The following is a 19459-nucleotide window of genomic DNA, read 5'->3' on the forward strand; positions in this document are numbered from 1 at the left end:
AGAAAATGATATCATCCTTAGCAGCTATGATGCTCCTTTCAGGAAACACGCCCCCTAAACCTAAAATCGTTCCAGAAGAACGAATGGTCGAGCTCAAACAATGGCAAGAACAAGATAAAGAATATAAAAAAAAACGTGCAGAGTATCTCACTAATAAAAACAGCGAAACCCCTGCACGATCAAATACTTAATAAGATAATCCGGCTTTGGCCCAAACACCCCATTGTGAAATTGCACTATTATTATTTACACAATTGCAACGCCATTCAACTTCAGTTCCTAAGTTTAAAAATGGCGCAAAGCATATGTTTGGATGCTCCCAAGTATAACCAACATTACCAAAAACTTTATGCGATAACGCTTTTGGCATTAAAGCAGAGCATTCATCAATATCACAATCGGTGAGTAATATTGGACCATCAGATGTTGAAATCTGTTGCTGTGCAATCATCAAATTAAATGCATCATTTTGATTTAATTGCTCTAACGGATTACCATTTACATCTGTTGCAAGTGCAGGATTATCAGCATTTGCATTTGCAAATTCTGCACCTGCTACAAAGTTTCCATCACCCTGTCCGCCATACAAAGTTGCTTCATGTTGCGAAACATTCAATGCAAGTGGATCATTAATCATCAAATCACCCATAGATTGAGATGCAAATCCATATAATTGCGCATCACCTTTAAAGGCAAGACAATCATCAAAACTACAACGTGAATGTAATTTTTCTGCACTGCGATACCATAAATTGTATCCTAGATCCCACTGCAATCCGTTGATTTGCAAGCTCATTTTTGCAACCATATCAACTTGCACTTTAAAACTTGTTTTCGACTGCAAGGTCGTTAAGTTAATCGCAGGAAACAAACGACCTTGATACTGAGATGGAATTGGCATTCCGTCCACCTCGACTTGCGCATCTTCAACCGGAATAATCTTACTCAATAATATATAACGACTACCCGGATTATCACAAAAATCATATGAGCGGCATTGCTCATCAGCAAACATATGCGTAATGTTTGCATCCAACCAAAATCCTGCAAAATCCAATTCATCATTACTCGACCATAAAATAATATGTGATGTATAACCAACACCCGCTTCCCAGTGATGGCCATTTCCAACTATCGGTGCAAAAAAGAAATCTGGGTCCGGACGATTACCCGCAGGAAATGAAATGCGTGCATTTAAACCAATATGATGATCATCACTGTTGAAAAAGTTATACCCTAAAGCCATATGCACGTCACTCAGACGTGACAAATTTCTCCGCCCCTGTATGCGCCCAAATTCTAACGCATTTTTCATATCACCATAAGTAAATTTTTTTTGTTGCTTACATGTACTGCAAAATCTGCCGGTAATTGCTTCTTGAAATGAACTGGACAAATCATCCCGCGGTACCTCTTGCGCACTCATATAACCGGCAGGATAAGTATTCGTCCCTTTCATATCAACACATTCGCACAAATTCAGATCCCATTTGGTGTGCACAACCGGTGCATGAAATCTCAGATACAAACCTTCACACAAGCCATCAAGCCCTAAGTAAGCATTCATATCAAAAATAAAACTGGTTATTTGTGGACTAAACTGAATCTTACTTTTAAAATCTTGCGGCAATCCAAAATAATCTGCAAGTAAAGCACATTGTGATCTACCATCCGGCAAACGACTCCCCTGCACACCAAAACATTCATTGCCACCTAAAAGAAAATCGACCAACTGTTGATTATTAAATGATCGTTTATACTCGGGCGCTACATAAAAACTCCAATAGGTTCGACCCACATCATAATCATTAATATGTTCTTGCCAACCGGCCAAAGTGCGAGCAGCGTTAACTGTTTCAGAACGAGGAATGATATCTGTATGACCAAAAAAACATACCGTAGTGTGTATACTCAAAAGAAGTAAAACAGTACAAAATAGACTCTTTTTTCGTGAAAATAGGTAAACATTCATAGTAGATCCTTTTTTATGCTTCTTAATACTATTGTAAGATGTCTCCCAGTTTAACCATTTCTCGGTTTGATGCAACAGAAAAGTAAACAAAAACAGACTCGATATATTGCCAAATAGAATTAATTTCATGCTTTAGCCCATTCATACGAAAAACCGATGATTTATGTTGTTTTTGTGGTAAAATAAAGTAGAGTACATTATAAAAAATAAATTCGTGCAATCTTAACCTAGAGAAAAAAGGCAGATGAGAGTAAAAAAAAATAAAGGGTTTTTTTCAATTTCGGCTGTAGCAAAGATGTTTTCGGTCCATCAACAAACGATTCGTTTGTATGAAAAAGAGGGCCTTATTAACCCAAAACGTTCATCCGGCAATACCCGTTTGTTCTCTGAAGATGACATTGATCGTCTTGAAGAGGTCATTTATTTGACCCACCAACTCGGCATCAATCTGGCTGGCGTCCAAATGATCTTAAAGCTCAAAAAGAAAATAGACAAAATGCAAAAAGAGATGAACCGAGCATTCGATAGAGCAAAAGAACAGCTAGATGAAGAAACTGAACAAACCAAGTTAGTAGTACGCAATACTGCAAAACAACTCGTTAAACTAAAACAACGCAGCATTTTAGATACGGCTCCCGAAGAACATAGTGAAGACACGCAGATTGAACCGGAAGATTGGGATATTAAATATGAAGAAGACGATTAATAAAAAAAGGGATTACATATGTTTAACAACATAGCAAAAACATTTCTACTTATGTTTGGATTAAGCTCACTATTTTTAAGTATCGGCTACTATTTAAGTGGCCCTGAAGGTTTAATTTTTGCCTTTATTGTAGCATTAATAATGAACTTCATTTCATTTTTCTTTTCCGATAAGATTGTGCTCAACTTATATCGTGCAAAACCATTAGACCAACACACATATACAGGCATTCATGAAGATGTTGCATATTTGAGCAAAAAAATGAACATGCCAAAACCAAAACTATGGCTTGTAACATCGCCGGTTGCCAATGCTTTTGCAACCGGAAGAGGACCGGGAAATGCTTCAATTGCTGTCACAACCGGCATACTGGAAATTCTCAACGAAGAAGAACTGCGCGGTGTCCTTGCACATGAACTTTCGCACGTTAAAAATCGCGATATTTTAATCGGCACTATTGCAGCAACACTGGCTACCGCAATAAGTTACTTAGCTTATATGGCACGTTATGCAGCTTTTTGGGGTTCATCCAACTCAAACAATGAACGCTCTAATAATCCAATAGGCATGTTATTTATTGGCATGTTTGCGCCACTGGCCGCTACATTAGTACAATTAGGCATCACACGTTCACGTGAATATCAAGCAGATGAATCGGGAGCATATGCAACACGTGAGCCATTAGCATTAGCCTCAGCTCTTGAAAAATTAGAACAAAATGCAAAACGAAATCCAACCAAAACTGATATGCGTTATGCCCCAACAAGTTCATTAGGAATTGTGAAACCATTTTCAGGAAAAAGTCTTTTATCACTTTTTTCAACGCACCCTCCAATGCGCGACAGAATAAAATGTTTACATGAATTACAACAAAAAATATATTAAAATGATAACAAAAGGTGTAACACTGACAACAATATTACAAAAAATCAATATGGGAGGAACGGCAGATGTTTAATGATGACCAGTTCAATCAAGGCAATCAGTTTGTTATTTCTTATGAACTTCTTGCATTGATATTATGGATCCTCGAACATGAAGATGAAACATTAGCAGCATTAATAAAAAAAGCGTTTGCGTCCGGACTTCAGGATACAATCCCTCAAAATCCTCCTGCAAATGATACGAATCTTTTAGAAGAAGCACAACAAGCAATCATAGATTTTTTTAGTGTAATGGAATCGCACATGATCGAATCTATGCACGAAAAATCTGTTCAAAAAGCAATGGAGAAAAATCTATTCCCTGCAATTGATCAAATTGACTTGGCCATGTGTGATGACGAAACACTACGCATAAGTGTTGAGAATACAACAAACATGCCACATAATGCACATGAAACACCAAAAGAAGCATTATGTCGTGAACTATTACGTAATTGGAACCCACAAAAGAATCAAGTGGTAAATTAATTTTTAGCAAAATAAAAAAGAGCTCACGTTTTTCAACATGAGCTCTTTTTTTATTACAAAGCTTTGAAAAAGCCTAACTGGGTTAAGCATTCACGCAATTCATACATCGGCATACCAACAACAGCAGTATAAGAACCATCAATTGTTTTTAAAAATTGACTTCCAAAACCTTCAATTGCAATTGCGCCGGAACCGATTACCGGTACATTATCTAAGTAAAAATCTATAGCATTATCAGGCACATGAAAAATATATGAAGCTTGTACGAATTTGAGTAGATGCACATCAACATGCCATGCATTATTTTTCCATACTCTGCGTTCCAAACAAAAAGCAGTTCCTGTACGCACGCCCTTACGTGATGATTTAAGTTTTGTAATTGCATCCTCACGATCGGTCGGCTTGCCTTCCAACTTACCTGCACTGTTTTCAGTTAATGTATCTGCAGTCAAAATAAAACAAACTTCACCATCTTTGCCTTTTGGCAAAATAATATGTTCCATCTTATATAATGCAATACTTTCGACCACTTGCTGCAAAGATAAACCCCAGTCACACATTGTTTCATCTGCAGATTGCTTAACTAAAGTAAATGGGATATCTGCATCACGCAACAACATTTGGCGAGATTGCGATGATGAACCAAGATATAATGTTTGCATATACTTTCCTTATTACTATTTCTTCAACTGTATTATGTGAAACATGAAACCGTTTATGGGCAACATCCATCGAATTAGCATAACATAATATGTTATTTGATATAAATGATAAAGTAGATTGTGAAATAATTTTTTATTTTTTTCACTAAAAGATTTTGTGATTTCAAAAAAGCATCTTTACAATAGTTGCGTATTCTCTCTTTGTCGTCCTCGCAAATGCCTATGCATTACCACATTTTATCCTTTAAAAACGTGTTTCTTTTAGGCTTTTATTGTACTATTTTCTCCCTCTTGTCATTCCTGCGAAGGCAGGAATCCATAAAAAATGGTATCCTTCGATACAATTTCACTTCGTAAAATCACTCAGGATGAAAAGAGGAATGAAAACTCGTACAATTAAATAGTATAGGCATTGTAGGCTTATAAGGGGAAATTACAGGAAATTTAAAATAATATTTTTTGATGAATTTATTTCATTTATTGTGGATTCCTGCCTTCGCAGGAATGACAAAGGGTGTGAGAAACTTTGTTATTTTGTGCGATAATTATTTTAAGTATTACAAAAGATGTGGGTAATGCATAGGCATTTGCGAGGACGACAAAAAGAGAATTCAATTCATAGTAAAATGCACCATATAGGTTTTAAGTAACCATAAGGATGTCTAATATGTTGTATTTATTGCGTAAGGTGAGTGATAAAGTAGATTGTGAACAATTTTTAAATGACAGAACATTCCTGAATGTTATAAAGTGCTGCTTAGTTTTTTGCTGCCTGCCGCTGCAGAAACAGTATTTTTTATATTCACATCTGAACCATCTGACCTAGAAACTCTTGCAACTCTCATACATTCCTTACTAAGTCTAATTTGAACATATTCATCTTCAGGTTTTTTTGATGTATACCATTGAGAAACAACAGTCCCTATTTTTTTTGACAGTAAACCTAAAACAGTTAAAAAAGAAATATCATTCTCATCTTTTTTTGAAGTTCCAATTTTCAATGAATGATCTCCTTTAGCAAAATCGCTTCCAGGAGAATAACCTTTCAATTGAGTATGACAATAAAATAAACTTGGGCCCATTAAAAAAGATTTTAATTGATCAAACTTTTCTTGTTCATTTTCTTCTTGCATAATTTCTTTTAATGTCGCAAGTTGTAGGTACGAAAAATAAACACGAGTTTGTTCTGATTCTAATATATCATTATATGGAGCAAATGTTTCACGTGTATGCGTTACGCTAAATGGAATAGGATACATATTTTCAACTTCTTCCTGTGCATGTTTTGCATAATATGCAGATACACCCTCTTCTTGCAATGCAAAAGCTTCAGCACCATCATTAAATCTTTCCACGCAAAGAGATATAAGCTTTCTAGACTCTGCTGCATAGGTATTGAAAATAGATATGAGCAGACACAAACTAAAAACTTTTTTCATGGTGATACATCCTTTAATAAGTTGAACAAAATGTGATTACCATTTTATACCAAGCGAATATATATGCAAGATCGATAAAACAAATATATTAAAACTAAAAGGTATCATTTTGTCATCCTCTTGGAGGATGACAAATAACCATTTCTTCTATTAGTTCATATTATACGAGTAAAAAAAATATAAAATAAATTGTTTAGATCAAATTCATGTTAATCAATAAAAGTAATTGCTTGACCAACTTTATCTGCGCGGCCCGTTCTGCCAATACGATGAATATAATCCTCATGCGTAGCCGGCAAATCATAATTAATAACATGAGAAACATTATCAATATCAATACCGCGAGCAACAACATCAGTTGCCAATAAAACCTGCACACCACCCTCTTTGAATAAAGCCAAAGCCTTATTACGCTGAGCTTGTGTTTTGTTACCGTGCATTGCTACAGCCTCAAATCCACGCTCTTTTAATTTTCGATGCAACTTATCAGTTGACCATTTGGTACGCAAAAATATAATAACTCGGTCAAATCCAGGCCGTATAAGAAGATCATGCAACAGCTCAACCTTATCTTTGTTACCAACTTTAATGACATCCTGATTAACATTTTCTGCAGATTGACGTGTTTTAGCGCTGACCGATATCGGTTGCTGCAAAAATTGTCCCATCAAAGTGCTAATTGCTTGAGAGATTGTTGCTGAAAAAAATAATGTCTGACGCTTTTCTGAAAGTCTGTCGAGCAAGAATCTGATATCATGAATAAATCCCATATCAAGCATAGTATCAACTTCATCAAGCACAACCGCATTGAATGATCCAAGTTTTAAAACTTTTTGTTGCACTAAATCTTTGAGCCTACCCGGTGTACCAATAACAAATTCCGGACGCTTTTTTAATTTTGAAATTTGACGCACAATATTGGCACCACCAATACACAACGCCGATGAAAAACCGGTTTTTAATTTAAAAGAATTAAGCTCATCCTGAATTTGCGCTGCCAACTCTCTTGTTGGGGCCATAATTAAAACGCGATCTATTTTTTTAGTCAACAAATTATTAATGAGAGGAATCAAAAAAGCTGCCGTTTTCCCTGTACCTGTGTTTGCAGTTGCAACAACATCTTCACCTTGCAATACCAAAGGAATTGCTTGATCTTGAATTGGCGTTGGAAATGCATACCCTTTTTGACTAATATTTTCCTTAAGTTGATCTTCAATCAAAAAATCATTAAAAGCATGCTTAGGCACATAAACAGCAGAAGATACTGTTTCCTCAACCTTCTTCATAAAATCTGAAGGATTAAATTTCTTTGTTGCAGCACGACCTTTACGCTTAGGGGCGCCTCTTTGTGATGATGCATCTCGAGAAGCAGGTTTTTTTCTACTGAAAGCACCTTTTCCGGAGCGAGATGCGCTCGAACTTTTTTTGTTTCGATCTGTTTTGAACTTACCTGATTTTGACATGTGTCTCCAAATTAAATGTTTTTATATTCAAAGTAAAAAGAGTGCATTAAACGTTTAAATTTAATGCACTCTTTTTTTAAATTTATGGCTGGGGCGGGAGGATTCGAACCTCCGCGTCACTGGACCAAAACCAGTTGCCTTACCGCTTGGCTACGCCCCAATAATTTGCGTATATGTTTTTATTCAGGTTCAGACTCAGCCTGACCCTCTGAATTTTTATATTCTTCTATAATACGATTTTCAATCATCGTACGTGTATCTGAATCTAAAGGATGCACAATGTCCCTAAAACTTCCATCTTTACGACGGCGCGAAGGCATTGATACAAAAAATCCTTTATCCCCTTCAATCACTTTTAAATCTCTTATAATAAAACAATTGTCAAAGACGACCGTAGCATAGGCTTTCAATCGGCCACTTTCTTTTACTGGATAAACTTTTACTTCTGTTATTTCCATGTTAGCAACCCCTAGATGATACCAGTACCATCCTTTTTTTTATACTTTAAAACCAATTGCAACTTTATTGTATAGTATCCAAAGCTTTTGTCAAATAAAACAGATATTTCTCTCTTTTTTCCTTTCCTATCATAAAAAACATTATTTTATTTTCGCCGCACGTAACCTAGAAGAACGCGAGGATGGATTTTCAGCTATTTCTTCTTCTGTTGGACGTACCACCTTAGGTGTTAAAATCTCTACGATTCCCAGATCTTCCTGATCTTTAAAAAAGTGTTTTACTATACGATCCTCAAGGGAGTGGAAACTAATACACACAATTCGCCCATCTTCATTAAGGACTCTTAATGCTGCAGGTAGAAATGATCGTATATTATGTAATTCACGATTTACATAAATACGCAATGCTTGAAAAACGCGCGTTGCTTTATGAATATTTTTTTGTGAAAATGGAACTGCTGCATCAATAATCGCAACCAATTCCTTAGTAGTTTTAATTCTATTTTTAGCCCGTTTTTCCACAATTGCACGCGCAATTCTTTTAGAAAAACGTTCTTCACCAAACTTAAAAAATATTTCCGCTAAAACGTCTTCTGATGTCTGATTGATAATATCTTCTGCAGTTTCTCTTTGATGCGGAGGCGACATACGCATATCAAGGCCGGCCTCTTTGAATAATGAAAGCCCCGGCCGTTCGGCAATTTGTACTTGTGAAGTGCCAAAATCGGCCAAAATGCCATCAACTTTACCGACACCTTCTCGCTTTAATATGCGATAAAGTAAGGCAAAGTTACCCCAAACCAACTGTACGCGATCCGGATATTGATCAAGAAGTTCTTGGCCAAATCGACCAAGCGTTACTTCATCCCAATCCATTGCAATAACTTTGCATGTTGGTTCTTTTTCTAGAATAGCTCGAGTGTGTCCACCCGAGCCAAAAGTCACATCTAAATAGGTTTTACCCGGTTGTGGATCCAGATATTTAAGTACTTCTTGTACCAATACCGGTTTGTGCTTATTTGTTAACATCGATACATATCTTTGTTAAACACCATAGTCAATCTCATACATTCCGTTCTGCAATAGTATCTATAATATGCGATAATCCCATACCCAAAGAACCTTTTACAAGTACGGTACTTTCTTTATCCAACCTGGCCTCCAGTTTTTCAACTGCATCTTTCCAAGTCGGAACCACATCAGCCGTCAAGCCAAATGGTAAGGTCTTCTTTGTCCATTGTATCATATCACCGACTAAAATAACATGATTTAATGAAGGAACTTTACGCAAAAATCTACCCAATTGACGGTGCCAAAAGGGACTATTTACACCCAACTCTAACATATCTCCCAATACAGCTATTTTTTGATCTTTAGTATCAAGCTGTTGGAATGCTAAAAGAGAGGCCTTCATGCTTTCAGGATTTGCATTATAACAATCGTTAATAACAATCCCTTTTGTTTTTTTAAGTGGTAACGTTTCAAAACGACCGGCAATCAAAACCGGCATCGTAATACCACGAGCAATAACTTCACCCGGAATTTCAAGGAGTTTTGCAACTGCTGCTGCTGCTAAACTATTAAAAATTGCACCTTCGTGAGTTTGCTTGAGAATAATTGAAAATTTTTCTTTATAAATTTTAAGAATAAAACTGATATGACTATTACTCACATGAATTTTACGCGCTTGTACTTGGTTAACTGTTTTGGTTCCAAACTTTACTACCGGATGCACATAAGCAACCTGAGCCAATAACTGTTGATCACCATTAACAATACCGATACTCTTTTCGGTAAAATATTTAAAAATATCTTTTTTTTCCAATGCAATATCTTGCAAAGAGCCAAGCCCTTCCATATGTGCATGACCAACATTGGTAATCAATCCTATAGTTGGATTCACCATCTTGGCCAGCTGTGCCATTTCACCACGCTTACTTATGCCCAATTCAAAAATTGCTACTTTATGATGCGGCCTCATCTTAAAGATGTTCATCGCAACACCAATTTCTGTATTTTGATTTGCATAAGAAGCAATATGATCAACACCATGCAACATAAGAATATTACTGATCATCTCTTTGGTTGATGTTTTACCCACCGAACCGGTCAACGCCACCACCGGATATTTAAATTGCGTACGCCATGCATATGCTATTTTTTTTAAAGCCTGTAACGTATCCGGTACTAATGCAACAAACATCTTTTGTATTACTGCATCATCAATTTCTTTTAATATATCTTTTTTATCCTGGTTGATAATCAAACCGGATGCACCTTTTTGTATCGCCTCAAGCACAAAGCTGTGCCCATCGACTACTAAACCTTCCAAAGCAACAAAAATATCGCCATCTTGTATCTTACGTGTATCAACAGCTATACTTGGTTCTTCAGGAAATGATTTTGATGCAAATGTTGCTTTAGGAATTATATCTTTGAGGAAATGCTCATCAAATCGCATCGATATCTCCGCTTTTCCTAGTATTTTTCAACTAGTTTTTTGCTCTATTAATAATTGGCCATGATGTGAAAAAAATGGCGATTTTTTTCACATTTGTCAAGCAACAATTATATTTACTCAAAAATCAACTTGGATATACAATTTAAATTGTTTTCCAGGTTCAGCGAATGACACTACGCGTTTTACCACTACCGGCCGGCGCAATAAAACCTTCAGCTTCAAGCATATCGATAATTCTTGCCGAACGATTATAGCCAATCTTAAATTTACGCTGTAATAATGAGATCGAAACTTCATCGATATCTTGTAGGTAAAGAAGCACATCAGTATAAATATCATCTCGATCTTCTTCAAGCTCAAGCTGTTCAATATGCTCATTAAGATCTAGATATTCAACTTGCCGTTGCGAACGAATGTGATCAACTACTTGATCAATCTCTGTATCGGAAACATATGCACCATGTAATCGCTGCAGACCCGCACCATGAGCATCTAAGAACAACATGTCACCACGACCCAATAATTTATCAGCACCTGCGCAATCTAAAATAGTACGCGAGTCTATTTTAGATGTAACACGAAATGAAACACGACTTGGAAAATTAACTTTTATCAAACCGGTAATAACGTCAACCGATGGACGCTGTGTTGCGACCATTAAATGAATTCCTGCTGCACGCGCCATTTGTGTGATACGTGCAATAAGATCCTCAATTTCACGACCGGCTGTCATCATAAGATCGGCAAGTTCATCAATCACCACTACAATATACGGTAATGTTTTGCGACCTGATTGTTCCATAAGAATATTGTAGTCATGTATGTTTCTGCCCCCTTCCTTTGCCATCTTTTCATAACGATCTTCCATCTCTTTGACAACCCAAGTGAGCACCGGCGCCGCCTTTTTTGGATGTGTAACAATAGGAAATAACAGATGTGCAATGTCTCCATAGGAAGCAAACTCTAAACGTTTTGGATCAATTAACACCAAACGTAACTGATCTGGTGACAACTTACACAACATACTGATTAACATTGCATTGAGCGCAACCGATTTACCCGAACCGGTTGAACCGGCAATAAGCAAATGTGGCATACGCACTAAATCAACAATAATATTATTACCAATAGTGTCTTGACCTAACACCAATGGCAAACTGCCATCGAATGTTTTAAATGTTTCCGATTGTACAACTTCAGCAAAATATACATTTTTACGGTGCTTATTAGAAACTTCAAAACCCACAAGCGATTTTCCCGGAATTGGTGCAATAATACGAATACTTAATGCTTGCAATGCCAGTGCCAGATCATCTTCTAATGAAGTAATTTTACTTATTTTGCAATCAATTTCCGGTTGATATTCAAATAACGTAACTACCGGACCACGCTTTATTGAAGCAACTGAACCACTCACGCCAAAGCGTTGTAATTTATCTTGAAGTGTTTGTGCACGCTCTTGCAAATACTGCATAATTTTTGGATCATCACGTTCTTCATGATTACCAATAAAAATATTCAAACTTGGCAATGCATAATGCTCACTATCTGTAAATGTATCATCTGACCATTCATCAACAGCCTGTTCTTCTTGATCTTGACACGCATTCTGCTCAAATGTGTCACATGTTTCAGATGTATTAAATCTGTTACCGGAAAAAGATTCTTCATGCACATATGGCTCCGGCTCAACAATTGTTTCATCATTAAGAATTTCTGAACTATGCATCTGTATATCTTTTTGATTCAAATAATCTTGCCAAAATGTGTCATCTTTCAAATTTGCTTGTTTTATTCCTCGCTCAAACTCAAGAATTGAAAGATCTTTATTATGAATAGTTTCAGCTTTATACAGTTTGTGTGCCATAGCATATAACCAAACAGCCGGTCTCGAAATAGCCCAAACCACATAAGAAACAGTTCTGTATACCGGCTGCAAAAAACGTTGACTCATTAAAAAACGAACCGACCTTACCAAATAATGCACCGGACCAATAAATGAAAAACGAAATAACAATACAACTGAAATAAATAACATCATACACATGAATAAATGCGCACTCAAAGCATCGAGCTTATGCAATACTATTCGCACAAGATGAGTCCCTACGTAGCCACCGGGATACACACCGACTAAATCAAATCGATACATATGGCATAATGCAGCACCAAATGAAGCCGTTGAGATACCTGCAACTAAACGTTCCCATTGCTGCGCAAACGGCTTACGCATCATCAAGAGATACGCAATAAAAAATAAAAATGGTGCAAAAAATAGACTCATACTGCCAAAAAGATAATAAAAAATACCGGCAATATATGCACCAAATACGCCACCTTTATTATGCACCGTGGTGACACCGGTACTAAAATATAATGGTGACAGATCAGTTACATTAAAAGTCCACAATGATATCGTCAAAAAAATTGCCGTTATCAATAAAAAAAAACAACTGATCATTCGTGCATATTCGTATATACACCGTTTAAACAACTCAATTACCTTACGCATTCATTACTCCCAACATGATACTTAATGCTAATGGAATCAACATATAAAAACCCCACCACCACATAATTCGTTTTTTCACCATATATGACACTATACACAAACCGGCATATGCCATTATACTTGCCCCTAGCATAACCAACACAAACGGTAGATTCAATAGTTCAATTGATGGTCTATACAAAACATATGCACTATATAGAGCTGCACACATAATAAGTGGCCATTGAATCAAAAAAGAGACTTCAAATGCACGACGTGCAGGCAAACGCATCCAACGAGCTACAACATACGTAATTGCAAAACGTGAAATGCCGGGCACAAACGCCAATGCTTGTACTGCTCCTAAAATAATAACTTTTAAACTATCCAATTTCTCACATGTATCATTCTCGCACCAACGCAAACTCCACAAACAACAAGCTGTTATAAAAAAACTAACCGGTAATGGCATGCCCATTTTAAGAGCACCTCCTTGAGCAATGCTCAATCCATAACCGATTAACGTAACGATAGTTGCCAATGCGGCATACCAACTTATTTTCAAAACAAGTTTCCAACAACGTTTAATATGTAAAAATGGAAATGACCATCGAGGCGCAAAAAAAATTGCAACAATAATTGCTGTAGGCAGATGTAATACATAACCAATATATTCATGTACATATACAAATGTAGGAAATGCAGCGTCAGGCGGACAAGCAAAAGACAAGAGTGCAACATGGCCTGAACTACTAATCGGAAAACTTTCTAAAATAACTTGTGCCGCCGCCCAGAGATAGAAACAAAACATCTTGCTTTCCTTCGTATGTACTTTTTAATCGCATCAGTTTAACGCGCAAATAATGAACAAGCAACAGCCCTGTTTATCTTTTGAAATGAACTCCTATTGAAAAAATAATTAAATTTACTAGAGTAAGGACAGAAAGAAAAGTATACTGTTGCGGTTAATATATAACCACATAAAAAGGAGTCCGGAAAAATGAAGAAAAATCATTCACGTCTTTTAATTGCACTGCTGCTACCTATGCAGCTACAAGCAGTTTGCCCTGTGGCACCGCTTTTTGTGCCTCGTTCACAAAGTGCAAACGTTCCCGCATTTGAATTGGCCGGACTGACCAATCACATCAACATTTTTGATATGGAAAAATTTTACGGCACATTTGCAGTAACTCCAATGTATAGCCGCTCATTCAAAGAAAATGAAATTTCAAAATGCCTATTTGGTGACAGCTTGGTAAATTGCGATTGCCCAAATATCAATGTCAGCGGCAGTGGTGTTGCCAATCGCGGACAAAAAGATTGGCTTGCTGATTATTTTGGATTGCCAACCGACTATGAAAGCACTCTTTCATTCAAACCGCGCATTTCAAACTATTTAGTTGATTTTTATATGTATCTTGGACTTGATGAATGGCTTTGCGGTCTGTTCTTCTTTATTCATGCACCGGTTGTAAACACACGCTGGGATCTAAATTACTGTGAATCTATTGAAAATATGGGCACCGCAGCTTATCCGATTGGTTATTTCACACCGGAAGAAGTTCCTCGCAGCACATTGCGTGATTCCGTATCCGAATATATGAGCGATTGTAATGGTATAGATTTAGGTGACGATGTATTTGTACAACCACTTAATGTTGCACGCATAGCTTGTGACAGCAAAAGTGACACCGCACTTGCCGATATTCGCTTTGCATTAGGATGGAACTTTTTCCAAGATGAAGATTATCATGTAGGACTTGGTTTTGCCGGTGCAGCACCAACCGGTACTCGTCCAAAAGGTGAATTCCTTTTTGAACCAATTGTAGGTAACGGACATCACTGGGAACTTGGTGGCCTTGCATGGGGACATGTTGTATTCTGGCGCAGCGAATGCGAAGAAAAATTCTTTGCAGGTTGGATGCAAGCAAATATAACTCACATGTTCAAAACAAAACAACATCGCTTCTTTGATCTGAAATGCAAACCGATGAGTCGCTATATGCTTGCCGAACGTATGACAACCGATGTTACACAACTTCTTGCAAATGAAGATGAAGGTTCATTGATGATGAATACCGTTCCATCAAATCAATTCAATAAACTATTTGCACCTGTTGCAAACCTTACTGCACAAGATGTTGATGTAAGTGTTAATGTACAAGCTGATATTGTTGGTATGCTTACCTACACAAGTTGCGGATTCACTTGGGATCTTGGTTATAACTTCTGGGCTCGCACCTGTGAAAAATTTGATCCTAATTGCGATTGCCCTCCGGCAGTAAAAGACGAAAACTGGGCATTAAAAGGTAACGCACATGTATTCGGATTCACCGACCGTGATAACGGCGTTCCGGCTGACACACCTGTTGCATTATCTGCAACACAAAGTGACGCAACTATCCATGCCGGCACCAATGTAACAACCGATATTGGTGGCATGATGATTGCAGCAAATCGCAATCCGGTTATTGACAATCGTCAATGGGCAACTTCAGGCGATGACACCGCATTAGCATCAGCACTTTTACTCAATCAACCTGGTGGCAACCAAACCAACACGTCAAAAGAACCGGTACTCATTGATGTATGTGATATTGATTTTAATAACGCACGCACAAAAGGTCTCAGCCAAAAAGTGTTCACTCACTTTAGTTATTCATGGTTGGATAATGAAGACTGGACACCATACTTAGGCGCCGGTGCTCAAGTTGAATTTGCACAGGATGACAATAACAAATGTGCTACCGATTCATGCAATACAAATCCATGCGCAAACAACAACTGCAGCGGACAAGCATGCACAACAAACACCAACTGCTTCACCTGTGATGACGATTGCCAACGTTGCGCGATTTCACAATGGGCTGTATGGATTAAAGCCGGTGTATCATTTAATTAATTTATTGTAAAATAACATTACAATCGAGGCGAGAGCTTAAAAGCTTTCGCCTTTTTTATTTAAAAAACCTTTTGACAAAAACAAAATCGATTTATATGTTAATTAAAAGCTTAAGATAAACCATTTAAAAATAGGAACGCTCAACAAAAGAATATTTCGCAAAAAAAGTTGGATCGTAATCAAGCAAAAACCTTAAGACAGTTGTTTTAGTGCATTTAACAAGCGAAAGACAAAATTATGAAACAATACAATTTCAAAAAACAGTTACTCTTATTGTTATTTCTTCCCGTATACATCAAAGCTGATACAATTCGTTTAGGTGTTTACGCTGTTATCACAAACCAAAATAATGAAATATTATTGACTAAAACTCAATCAGGATCAAAAGTTATTTATAATTTCCCAGGAGGAGGTATCGATTCTGGTGAAAGTTTTGCACAAGCTTTAAAAAGAGAGTGTCTAGAAGAACTGGGCATTAATATAACAATAAGTAAGCGCATATTCAGTTCACAAAATTTGTATCCTCACAAAGATTTTCCTTACTCGCGCATGTTCAACCTATATTACCTTGTTCAAACTGATGAACTAGCAAATGCTTTAGCCGATGATTGCATCGATATCGCATGGGTTAGCTTAGACAACTTACCTTTGGATGAAATGCTTGATGTCGACAAAGAATTTGTCAAATTCTACCAAAGTGAAATTCAAGTGTAGCTATAATAATAAAAAAGCATAAAATATAATCAACATTATCTTCTTTTTTAATGGGATCTAAATGATGACACAAAAACATTCTGTAATATTAGTTCAAATTTTTTTTATTTATATAAAGCTCAATTCAGCCCATCCAGAACATAGGCTAGAAACAATGCTTAGTACAATAAATCCTCAAAATTTCGCAGTCTTAAATACACAAAGGCAGCCTCAAATCCCAACTTTGCCCGATCACCAATCACTTCTGGAACAATATAAAGCAGAATTACCTTCTATTTTAGTTGCAACCAAACGTATTAATCAAGCAATAAATCATAACCCGCGCCTGATTAGTATAATTAAACAACTACAAGATCCTGACAAATATAAGCACTTAACATTCCCTTCTCGACTATTGTTCACTGGCCCTTACGGATGTGGAAAAACAACAGGAGCTTTAGCTCTAGCTCGCCACTGCAATATGAATTGCTTATTCATTAAAAGTACATCCATAGGAACAGAAAGACTAAACTCCGGTAAAGAGTTTATTGATAATTTATTCAATAATTTAATCTCGCATCCCGAAAATAAATATATAGTAATCATCGATGAACTATTAGCAGTCGCACGATTTTCTCATGCTGGTAGTGACCGACAACAAGACCTAACCGCATTAACTTTTTGGAACTGCCTAGATAAAATAAAAAACAAACGACATATTTGTGTAGTAGGCACCTTTGATAAGGATCATGATAAAATAGACCCAACAATAAAAAGGCGATTTGAAAGTAATGTCATTCATTTTAATCCTGCAGAGGTTCCTGAAATAGTAGAGATCATGAAAGATTCCTTAAATCATCTCCCCGAAGATCTTCCTGCAGCAGCAATGCCTAGAATCTTTCATAGATGTAGTGATGACTTTTTAAGACAAATGGCTAGCAGAGCATCTCATCTTTCAATTCGAAACATAAAAAGATTAATTGGAAAGACAATTGCACTGGCAATTGATGAAACTGGAGATCCTAATGCCATCGTTGAAGAAAAACATATTCAAGAGGTTTGGAACCAAAACAATCTTGATCGATTTTCAAGAATATACAATCACCCACTCTTTAAATCAGTTACGACCTATCAAGTAATTTCACTCTGCAGTTTTTTAACGGGCATAGGACTTAGAACCTACGGAACATTTAAAGACAATGAAAAATTTGAAAGTAGTGGAAACGCCTTAATCGCAGCTTCTTGCATTTATTATCTGATGAATGAGCCACACACAAAAAATTGATACACAGATTTTTAAAACATTTAAAACAGAAGAATAACATGAAAAAATTATATACATTATTACTAATCACATCTTGTTTCACTCACTTGTACGTACAATCAGAAAGTCATACACAAAAACTAAACTTTGAACTGAAAGAAAGACAACGCACACAAAAATCAATTAATAAAGTACGAAATATTTCTGCTCAATGTGCTGCTACTTCTGTTGCTACATTGATCACTCTTATTTATATCGTATCGAATAGTGATGAAATCACTGAAACAATGTTTAACATAGCAAATACAATCAACAAGCTTGCTAATGTGAATATTTGTTGGTCTGTTCCAACAGCTATCACTACAGCACTCTACTGCATATACAATAGTGCCATGATCGAAGAGATAGAAAATGAGCTGTTGTCATTAACAGACGGAACTAATACAGAAGAACAAGAATAACATGAATAAAAAAACAATTATTACTTTACCCATCTTGGCAATGCATCTATCTAACATGTGTATACCGTCCAATACTAAAAACTATGATATTGTTGCAGTTCACATGGCGCATGATCAATCAGGAAAAAATGGGTCTGAACAGTTCAATGCAAAAAGCGAAATGCAAGCTCTCAAAAAAATGGCTGAAAGTGGAAACACTACTGCAATGAATGAACTAGGAATTATGTTTCTTAACATTCGTGAATATCAAGAAGCTATTGATTGGTTTAAAAAAGCACTTGAGATAGAAAGTGAACAACCTGTTTATAACGCAAATATCGCACATGCATACCACAGTATTGGCCAATTAGAATCAGCAAGATTTCATTTGGAAAAAGCTGCCCAAAAAGGACTCACTCTTGCATTGATTTCACTTGGTAATCTGGCAATTGAAGAAAAAAAATATGATGAAGCTATCGAATGGTATCAACAAGCAATAGAAAAAGATAATAAAACAAAATACAAAAAAAAATTAGCCTTCGCTCATAAATTAAATAAAAATCATCAAGAAGCTGTAAACATTCTAAAAAAAATCGCGCAAGAAGAACATGATGACGAAGCAATGAACCAAATCGGTCTGATTGAATACGAACAAAATAATCCACAAAGCGCAATACACTGGTTCAAAAAAGCTATAAAAATCAAGAACAGCTCTGTATATATATTCAATTTAGCATTGACATACCAAAGCGTAGACAAAATGGACAAAGCTATCGAATGGTATAAAAAATCTGCTGCAAAAAATTGCCCTCTATCACTTGAAAAACTTGGCATGTATGCGCTTGATCAAGGAAGCTACGATCAAGCAATTAGGTTATTTAAAAAAGCCATAAAAATTGATGATGAAAATCCAAACTATTACAATTCAATAGCTCGTGCTTATGAACAAAAAGGCAATGATAATCTTGCAACTGAATATTACCAAAAGGCAGATGAATTAAAAAAGAACATATTTAGTTCTCTTTTTTTACCATACTAATATTTTATATTTTTTTTACTTGGATTTCAGATTCCGTCCTTAGTATAATCGAACTGC

Annotated in this window: 18 protein-coding genes and 1 tRNA gene; 9 read left to right on the top strand and 10 right to left on the bottom strand. The window is 36.4% G+C overall.

Annotated features, from left to right (window positions below):
• Positions 1 to 5 precede the first annotated feature (5 nt).
• Complete coding sequence (locus WD055_06070) at positions 6 to 191, top strand: hypothetical protein (GenBank protein MEX0849771.1); 186 nt, start codon at positions 6 to 8, stop codon at positions 189 to 191.
• Here the strand turns inward: WD055_06070 and WD055_06075 are convergent.
• Positions 188 to 1972, bottom strand: a complete 1785-nt coding sequence (locus WD055_06075; protein MEX0849772.1) for a hypothetical protein — start codon at positions 1970 to 1972, stop codon at positions 188 to 190. The two genes, WD055_06070 and WD055_06075, sit on opposite strands and share 4 nt — an antisense overlap.
• A gap of 244 nt (positions 1973 to 2216) precedes the next feature.
• Here WD055_06075 and WD055_06080 point away from each other — a divergent pair, with 244 nt between their 5' ends.
• The 3 genes from WD055_06080 (at position 2217) to WD055_06090 (ending at position 4090) form a co-directional block, all read left to right on the top strand.
• Positions 2217 to 2678, top strand: coding sequence for a MerR family transcriptional regulator (locus WD055_06080; GenBank protein ID MEX0849773.1), 462 nt, complete (start codon positions 2217 to 2219; stop codon positions 2676 to 2678).
• Positions 2679 to 2696: 18 nt separating this feature from the next.
• The gene (locus tag WD055_06085; protein MEX0849774.1) at positions 2697 to 3563 is read left to right on the top strand and encodes a zinc metalloprotease HtpX; all 867 of its coding nucleotides are present in this window, start codon (positions 2697 to 2699) and stop codon (positions 3561 to 3563) included.
• A 65-nt stretch (positions 3564 to 3628) separates the two neighbouring features.
• Complete coding sequence (locus WD055_06090; protein MEX0849775.1) at positions 3629 to 4090, top strand: hypothetical protein; 462 nt, start codon at positions 3629 to 3631, stop codon at positions 4088 to 4090.
• A gap of 53 nt (positions 4091 to 4143) precedes the next feature.
• Here the strand turns inward: WD055_06090 and WD055_06095 are convergent, their stop codons facing one another.
• From WD055_06095 to WD055_06135, 9 genes are all read right to left on the bottom strand, one after another.
• Entirely contained in the window at positions 4144 to 4752 is a 609-nt protein-coding gene (locus tag WD055_06095) for a Maf family protein (protein MEX0849776.1), read from the bottom strand.
• A gap of 743 nt (positions 4753 to 5495) precedes the next feature.
• Positions 5496 to 6191, bottom strand: coding sequence for a hypothetical protein (locus tag WD055_06100; GenBank protein MEX0849777.1), 696 nt, complete (start codon positions 6189 to 6191; stop codon positions 5496 to 5498).
• A gap of 209 nt (positions 6192 to 6400) precedes the next feature.
• A complete protein-coding gene (locus WD055_06105; GenBank protein MEX0849778.1) occupies positions 6401 to 7654 on the bottom strand; it encodes a DEAD/DEAH box helicase in 1254 nt (417 codons plus the stop codon).
• Positions 7655 to 7739: 85 nt separating this feature from the next.
• Positions 7740 to 7814, bottom strand: a tRNA-Gln gene (locus WD055_06110).
• Positions 7815 to 7833: 19 nt separating this feature from the next.
• Positions 7834 to 8112, bottom strand: coding sequence for a septation regulator SpoVG (spoVG, locus tag WD055_06115; GenBank protein ID MEX0849779.1), 279 nt, complete (start codon positions 8110 to 8112; stop codon positions 7834 to 7836).
• Positions 8113 to 8253: 141 nt separating this feature from the next.
• On the bottom strand, positions 8254 to 9141 hold the full coding sequence (rsmH, locus tag WD055_06120; GenBank protein ID MEX0849780.1) for a 16S rRNA (cytosine(1402)-N(4))-methyltransferase RsmH: 888 nt from the start codon (positions 9139 to 9141) through the stop codon (positions 8254 to 8256).
• A 34-nt stretch (positions 9142 to 9175) separates the two neighbouring features.
• Positions 9176 to 10573, bottom strand: a complete 1398-nt coding sequence (gene murF, locus WD055_06125; protein MEX0849781.1) for a UDP-N-acetylmuramoyl-tripeptide--D-alanyl-D-alanine ligase — start codon at positions 10571 to 10573, stop codon at positions 9176 to 9178.
• A 160-nt stretch (positions 10574 to 10733) separates the two neighbouring features.
• Positions 10734 to 13085: a DNA translocase FtsK gene (locus WD055_06130; protein MEX0849782.1), complete on the bottom strand. Its 2352-nt coding sequence runs from the start codon at positions 13083 to 13085 to the stop codon at positions 10734 to 10736.
• On the bottom strand, positions 13078 to 13875 hold the full coding sequence (locus tag WD055_06135) for an undecaprenyl-diphosphate phosphatase (GenBank protein ID MEX0849783.1): 798 nt from the start codon (positions 13873 to 13875) through the stop codon (positions 13078 to 13080). The genes WD055_06130 and WD055_06135 overlap by 8 nt, the downstream gene beginning before the upstream one ends.
• A gap of 189 nt (positions 13876 to 14064) precedes the next feature.
• Here WD055_06135 and WD055_06140 point away from each other — a divergent pair, with 189 nt between their 5' ends.
• The 5 genes from WD055_06140 to WD055_06160 all read left to right on the top strand — a co-directional run bounded on the left by WD055_06140 (position 14065) and on the right by WD055_06160 (position 19402).
• A complete protein-coding gene (locus tag WD055_06140; GenBank protein MEX0849784.1) occupies positions 14065 to 15966 on the top strand; it encodes a hypothetical protein in 1902 nt (633 codons plus the stop codon).
• Between the two features lie 237 nt (positions 15967 to 16203).
• Positions 16204 to 16680: an NUDIX hydrolase gene (locus WD055_06145; protein ID MEX0849785.1), complete on the top strand. Its 477-nt coding sequence runs from the start codon at positions 16204 to 16206 to the stop codon at positions 16678 to 16680.
• Positions 16681 to 16741: 61 nt separating this feature from the next.
• A complete protein-coding gene (locus WD055_06150) occupies positions 16742 to 17944 on the top strand; it encodes an AAA family ATPase (protein ID MEX0849786.1) in 1203 nt (400 codons plus the stop codon).
• Positions 17941 to 18384, top strand: coding sequence for a hypothetical protein (locus WD055_06155; protein MEX0849787.1), 444 nt, complete (start codon positions 17941 to 17943; stop codon positions 18382 to 18384). Before WD055_06150 ends, WD055_06155 begins: the two co-directional genes overlap by 4 nt.
• Before the next feature lies 1 nt (position 18385).
• Positions 18386 to 19402 (top strand): tetratricopeptide repeat protein, encoded by a 1017-nt coding sequence (locus WD055_06160; GenBank protein ID MEX0849788.1) that lies wholly within the window; start codon positions 18386 to 18388, stop codon positions 19400 to 19402.
• Positions 19403 to 19459 lie beyond the last annotated feature (57 nt).

It is taken from the genome of Candidatus Dependentiae bacterium, assembly GCA_040878395.1.
GTDB lineage: Bacteria > Babelota > Babeliae > Babelales > Vermiphilaceae > JAKBEL01.

Coding starts and splice junctions, on each gene's coding strand:
- WD055_06080 (MEX0849773.1), top strand. CDS start 2,217: ATGAGAGTAAAAAAAAATAAAGGGTTTTTTTCAATTTCGGCTGTAGCA.
- WD055_06160 (MEX0849788.1), top strand. CDS start 18,386: ATGAATAAAAAAACAATTATTACTTTACCCATCTTGGCAATGCATCTA.
- WD055_06070 (MEX0849771.1), top strand. CDS start 6: ATGATATCATCCTTAGCAGCTATGATGCTCCTTTCAGGAAACACGCCC.
- WD055_06105 (MEX0849778.1), bottom strand. CDS start 7,654: ATGTCAAAATCAGGTAAGTTCAAAACAGATCGAAACAAAAAAAGTTCG.
- WD055_06140 (MEX0849784.1), top strand. CDS start 14,065: ATGAAGAAAAATCATTCACGTCTTTTAATTGCACTGCTGCTACCTATG.
- WD055_06100 (MEX0849777.1), bottom strand. CDS start 6,191: ATGAAAAAAGTTTTTAGTTTGTGTCTGCTCATATCTATTTTCAATACC.
- WD055_06085 (MEX0849774.1), top strand. CDS start 2,697: ATGTTTAACAACATAGCAAAAACATTTCTACTTATGTTTGGATTAAGC.
- WD055_06135 (MEX0849783.1), bottom strand. CDS start 13,875: ATGTTTTGTTTCTATCTCTGGGCGGCGGCACAAGTTATTTTAGAAAGT.
- WD055_06090 (MEX0849775.1), top strand. CDS start 3,629: ATGTTTAATGATGACCAGTTCAATCAAGGCAATCAGTTTGTTATTTCT.
- WD055_06130 (MEX0849782.1), bottom strand. CDS start 13,085: ATGCGTAAGGTAATTGAGTTGTTTAAACGGTGTATATACGAATATGCA.
- WD055_06075 (MEX0849772.1), bottom strand. CDS start 1,972: ATGAATGTTTACCTATTTTCACGAAAAAAGAGTCTATTTTGTACTGTT.
- rsmH (MEX0849780.1), bottom strand. CDS start 9,141: ATGTTAACAAATAAGCACAAACCGGTATTGGTACAAGAAGTACTTAAA.
- WD055_06150 (MEX0849786.1), top strand. CDS start 16,742: ATGATGACACAAAAACATTCTGTAATATTAGTTCAAATTTTTTTTATT.
- WD055_06145 (MEX0849785.1), top strand. CDS start 16,204: ATGAAACAATACAATTTCAAAAAACAGTTACTCTTATTGTTATTTCTT.
- WD055_06095 (MEX0849776.1), bottom strand. CDS start 4,752: ATGCAAACATTATATCTTGGTTCATCATCGCAATCTCGCCAAATGTTG.
- spoVG (MEX0849779.1), bottom strand. CDS start 8,112: ATGGAAATAACAGAAGTAAAAGTTTATCCAGTAAAAGAAAGTGGCCGA.
- murF (MEX0849781.1), bottom strand. CDS start 10,573: ATGCGATTTGATGAGCATTTCCTCAAAGATATAATTCCTAAAGCAACA.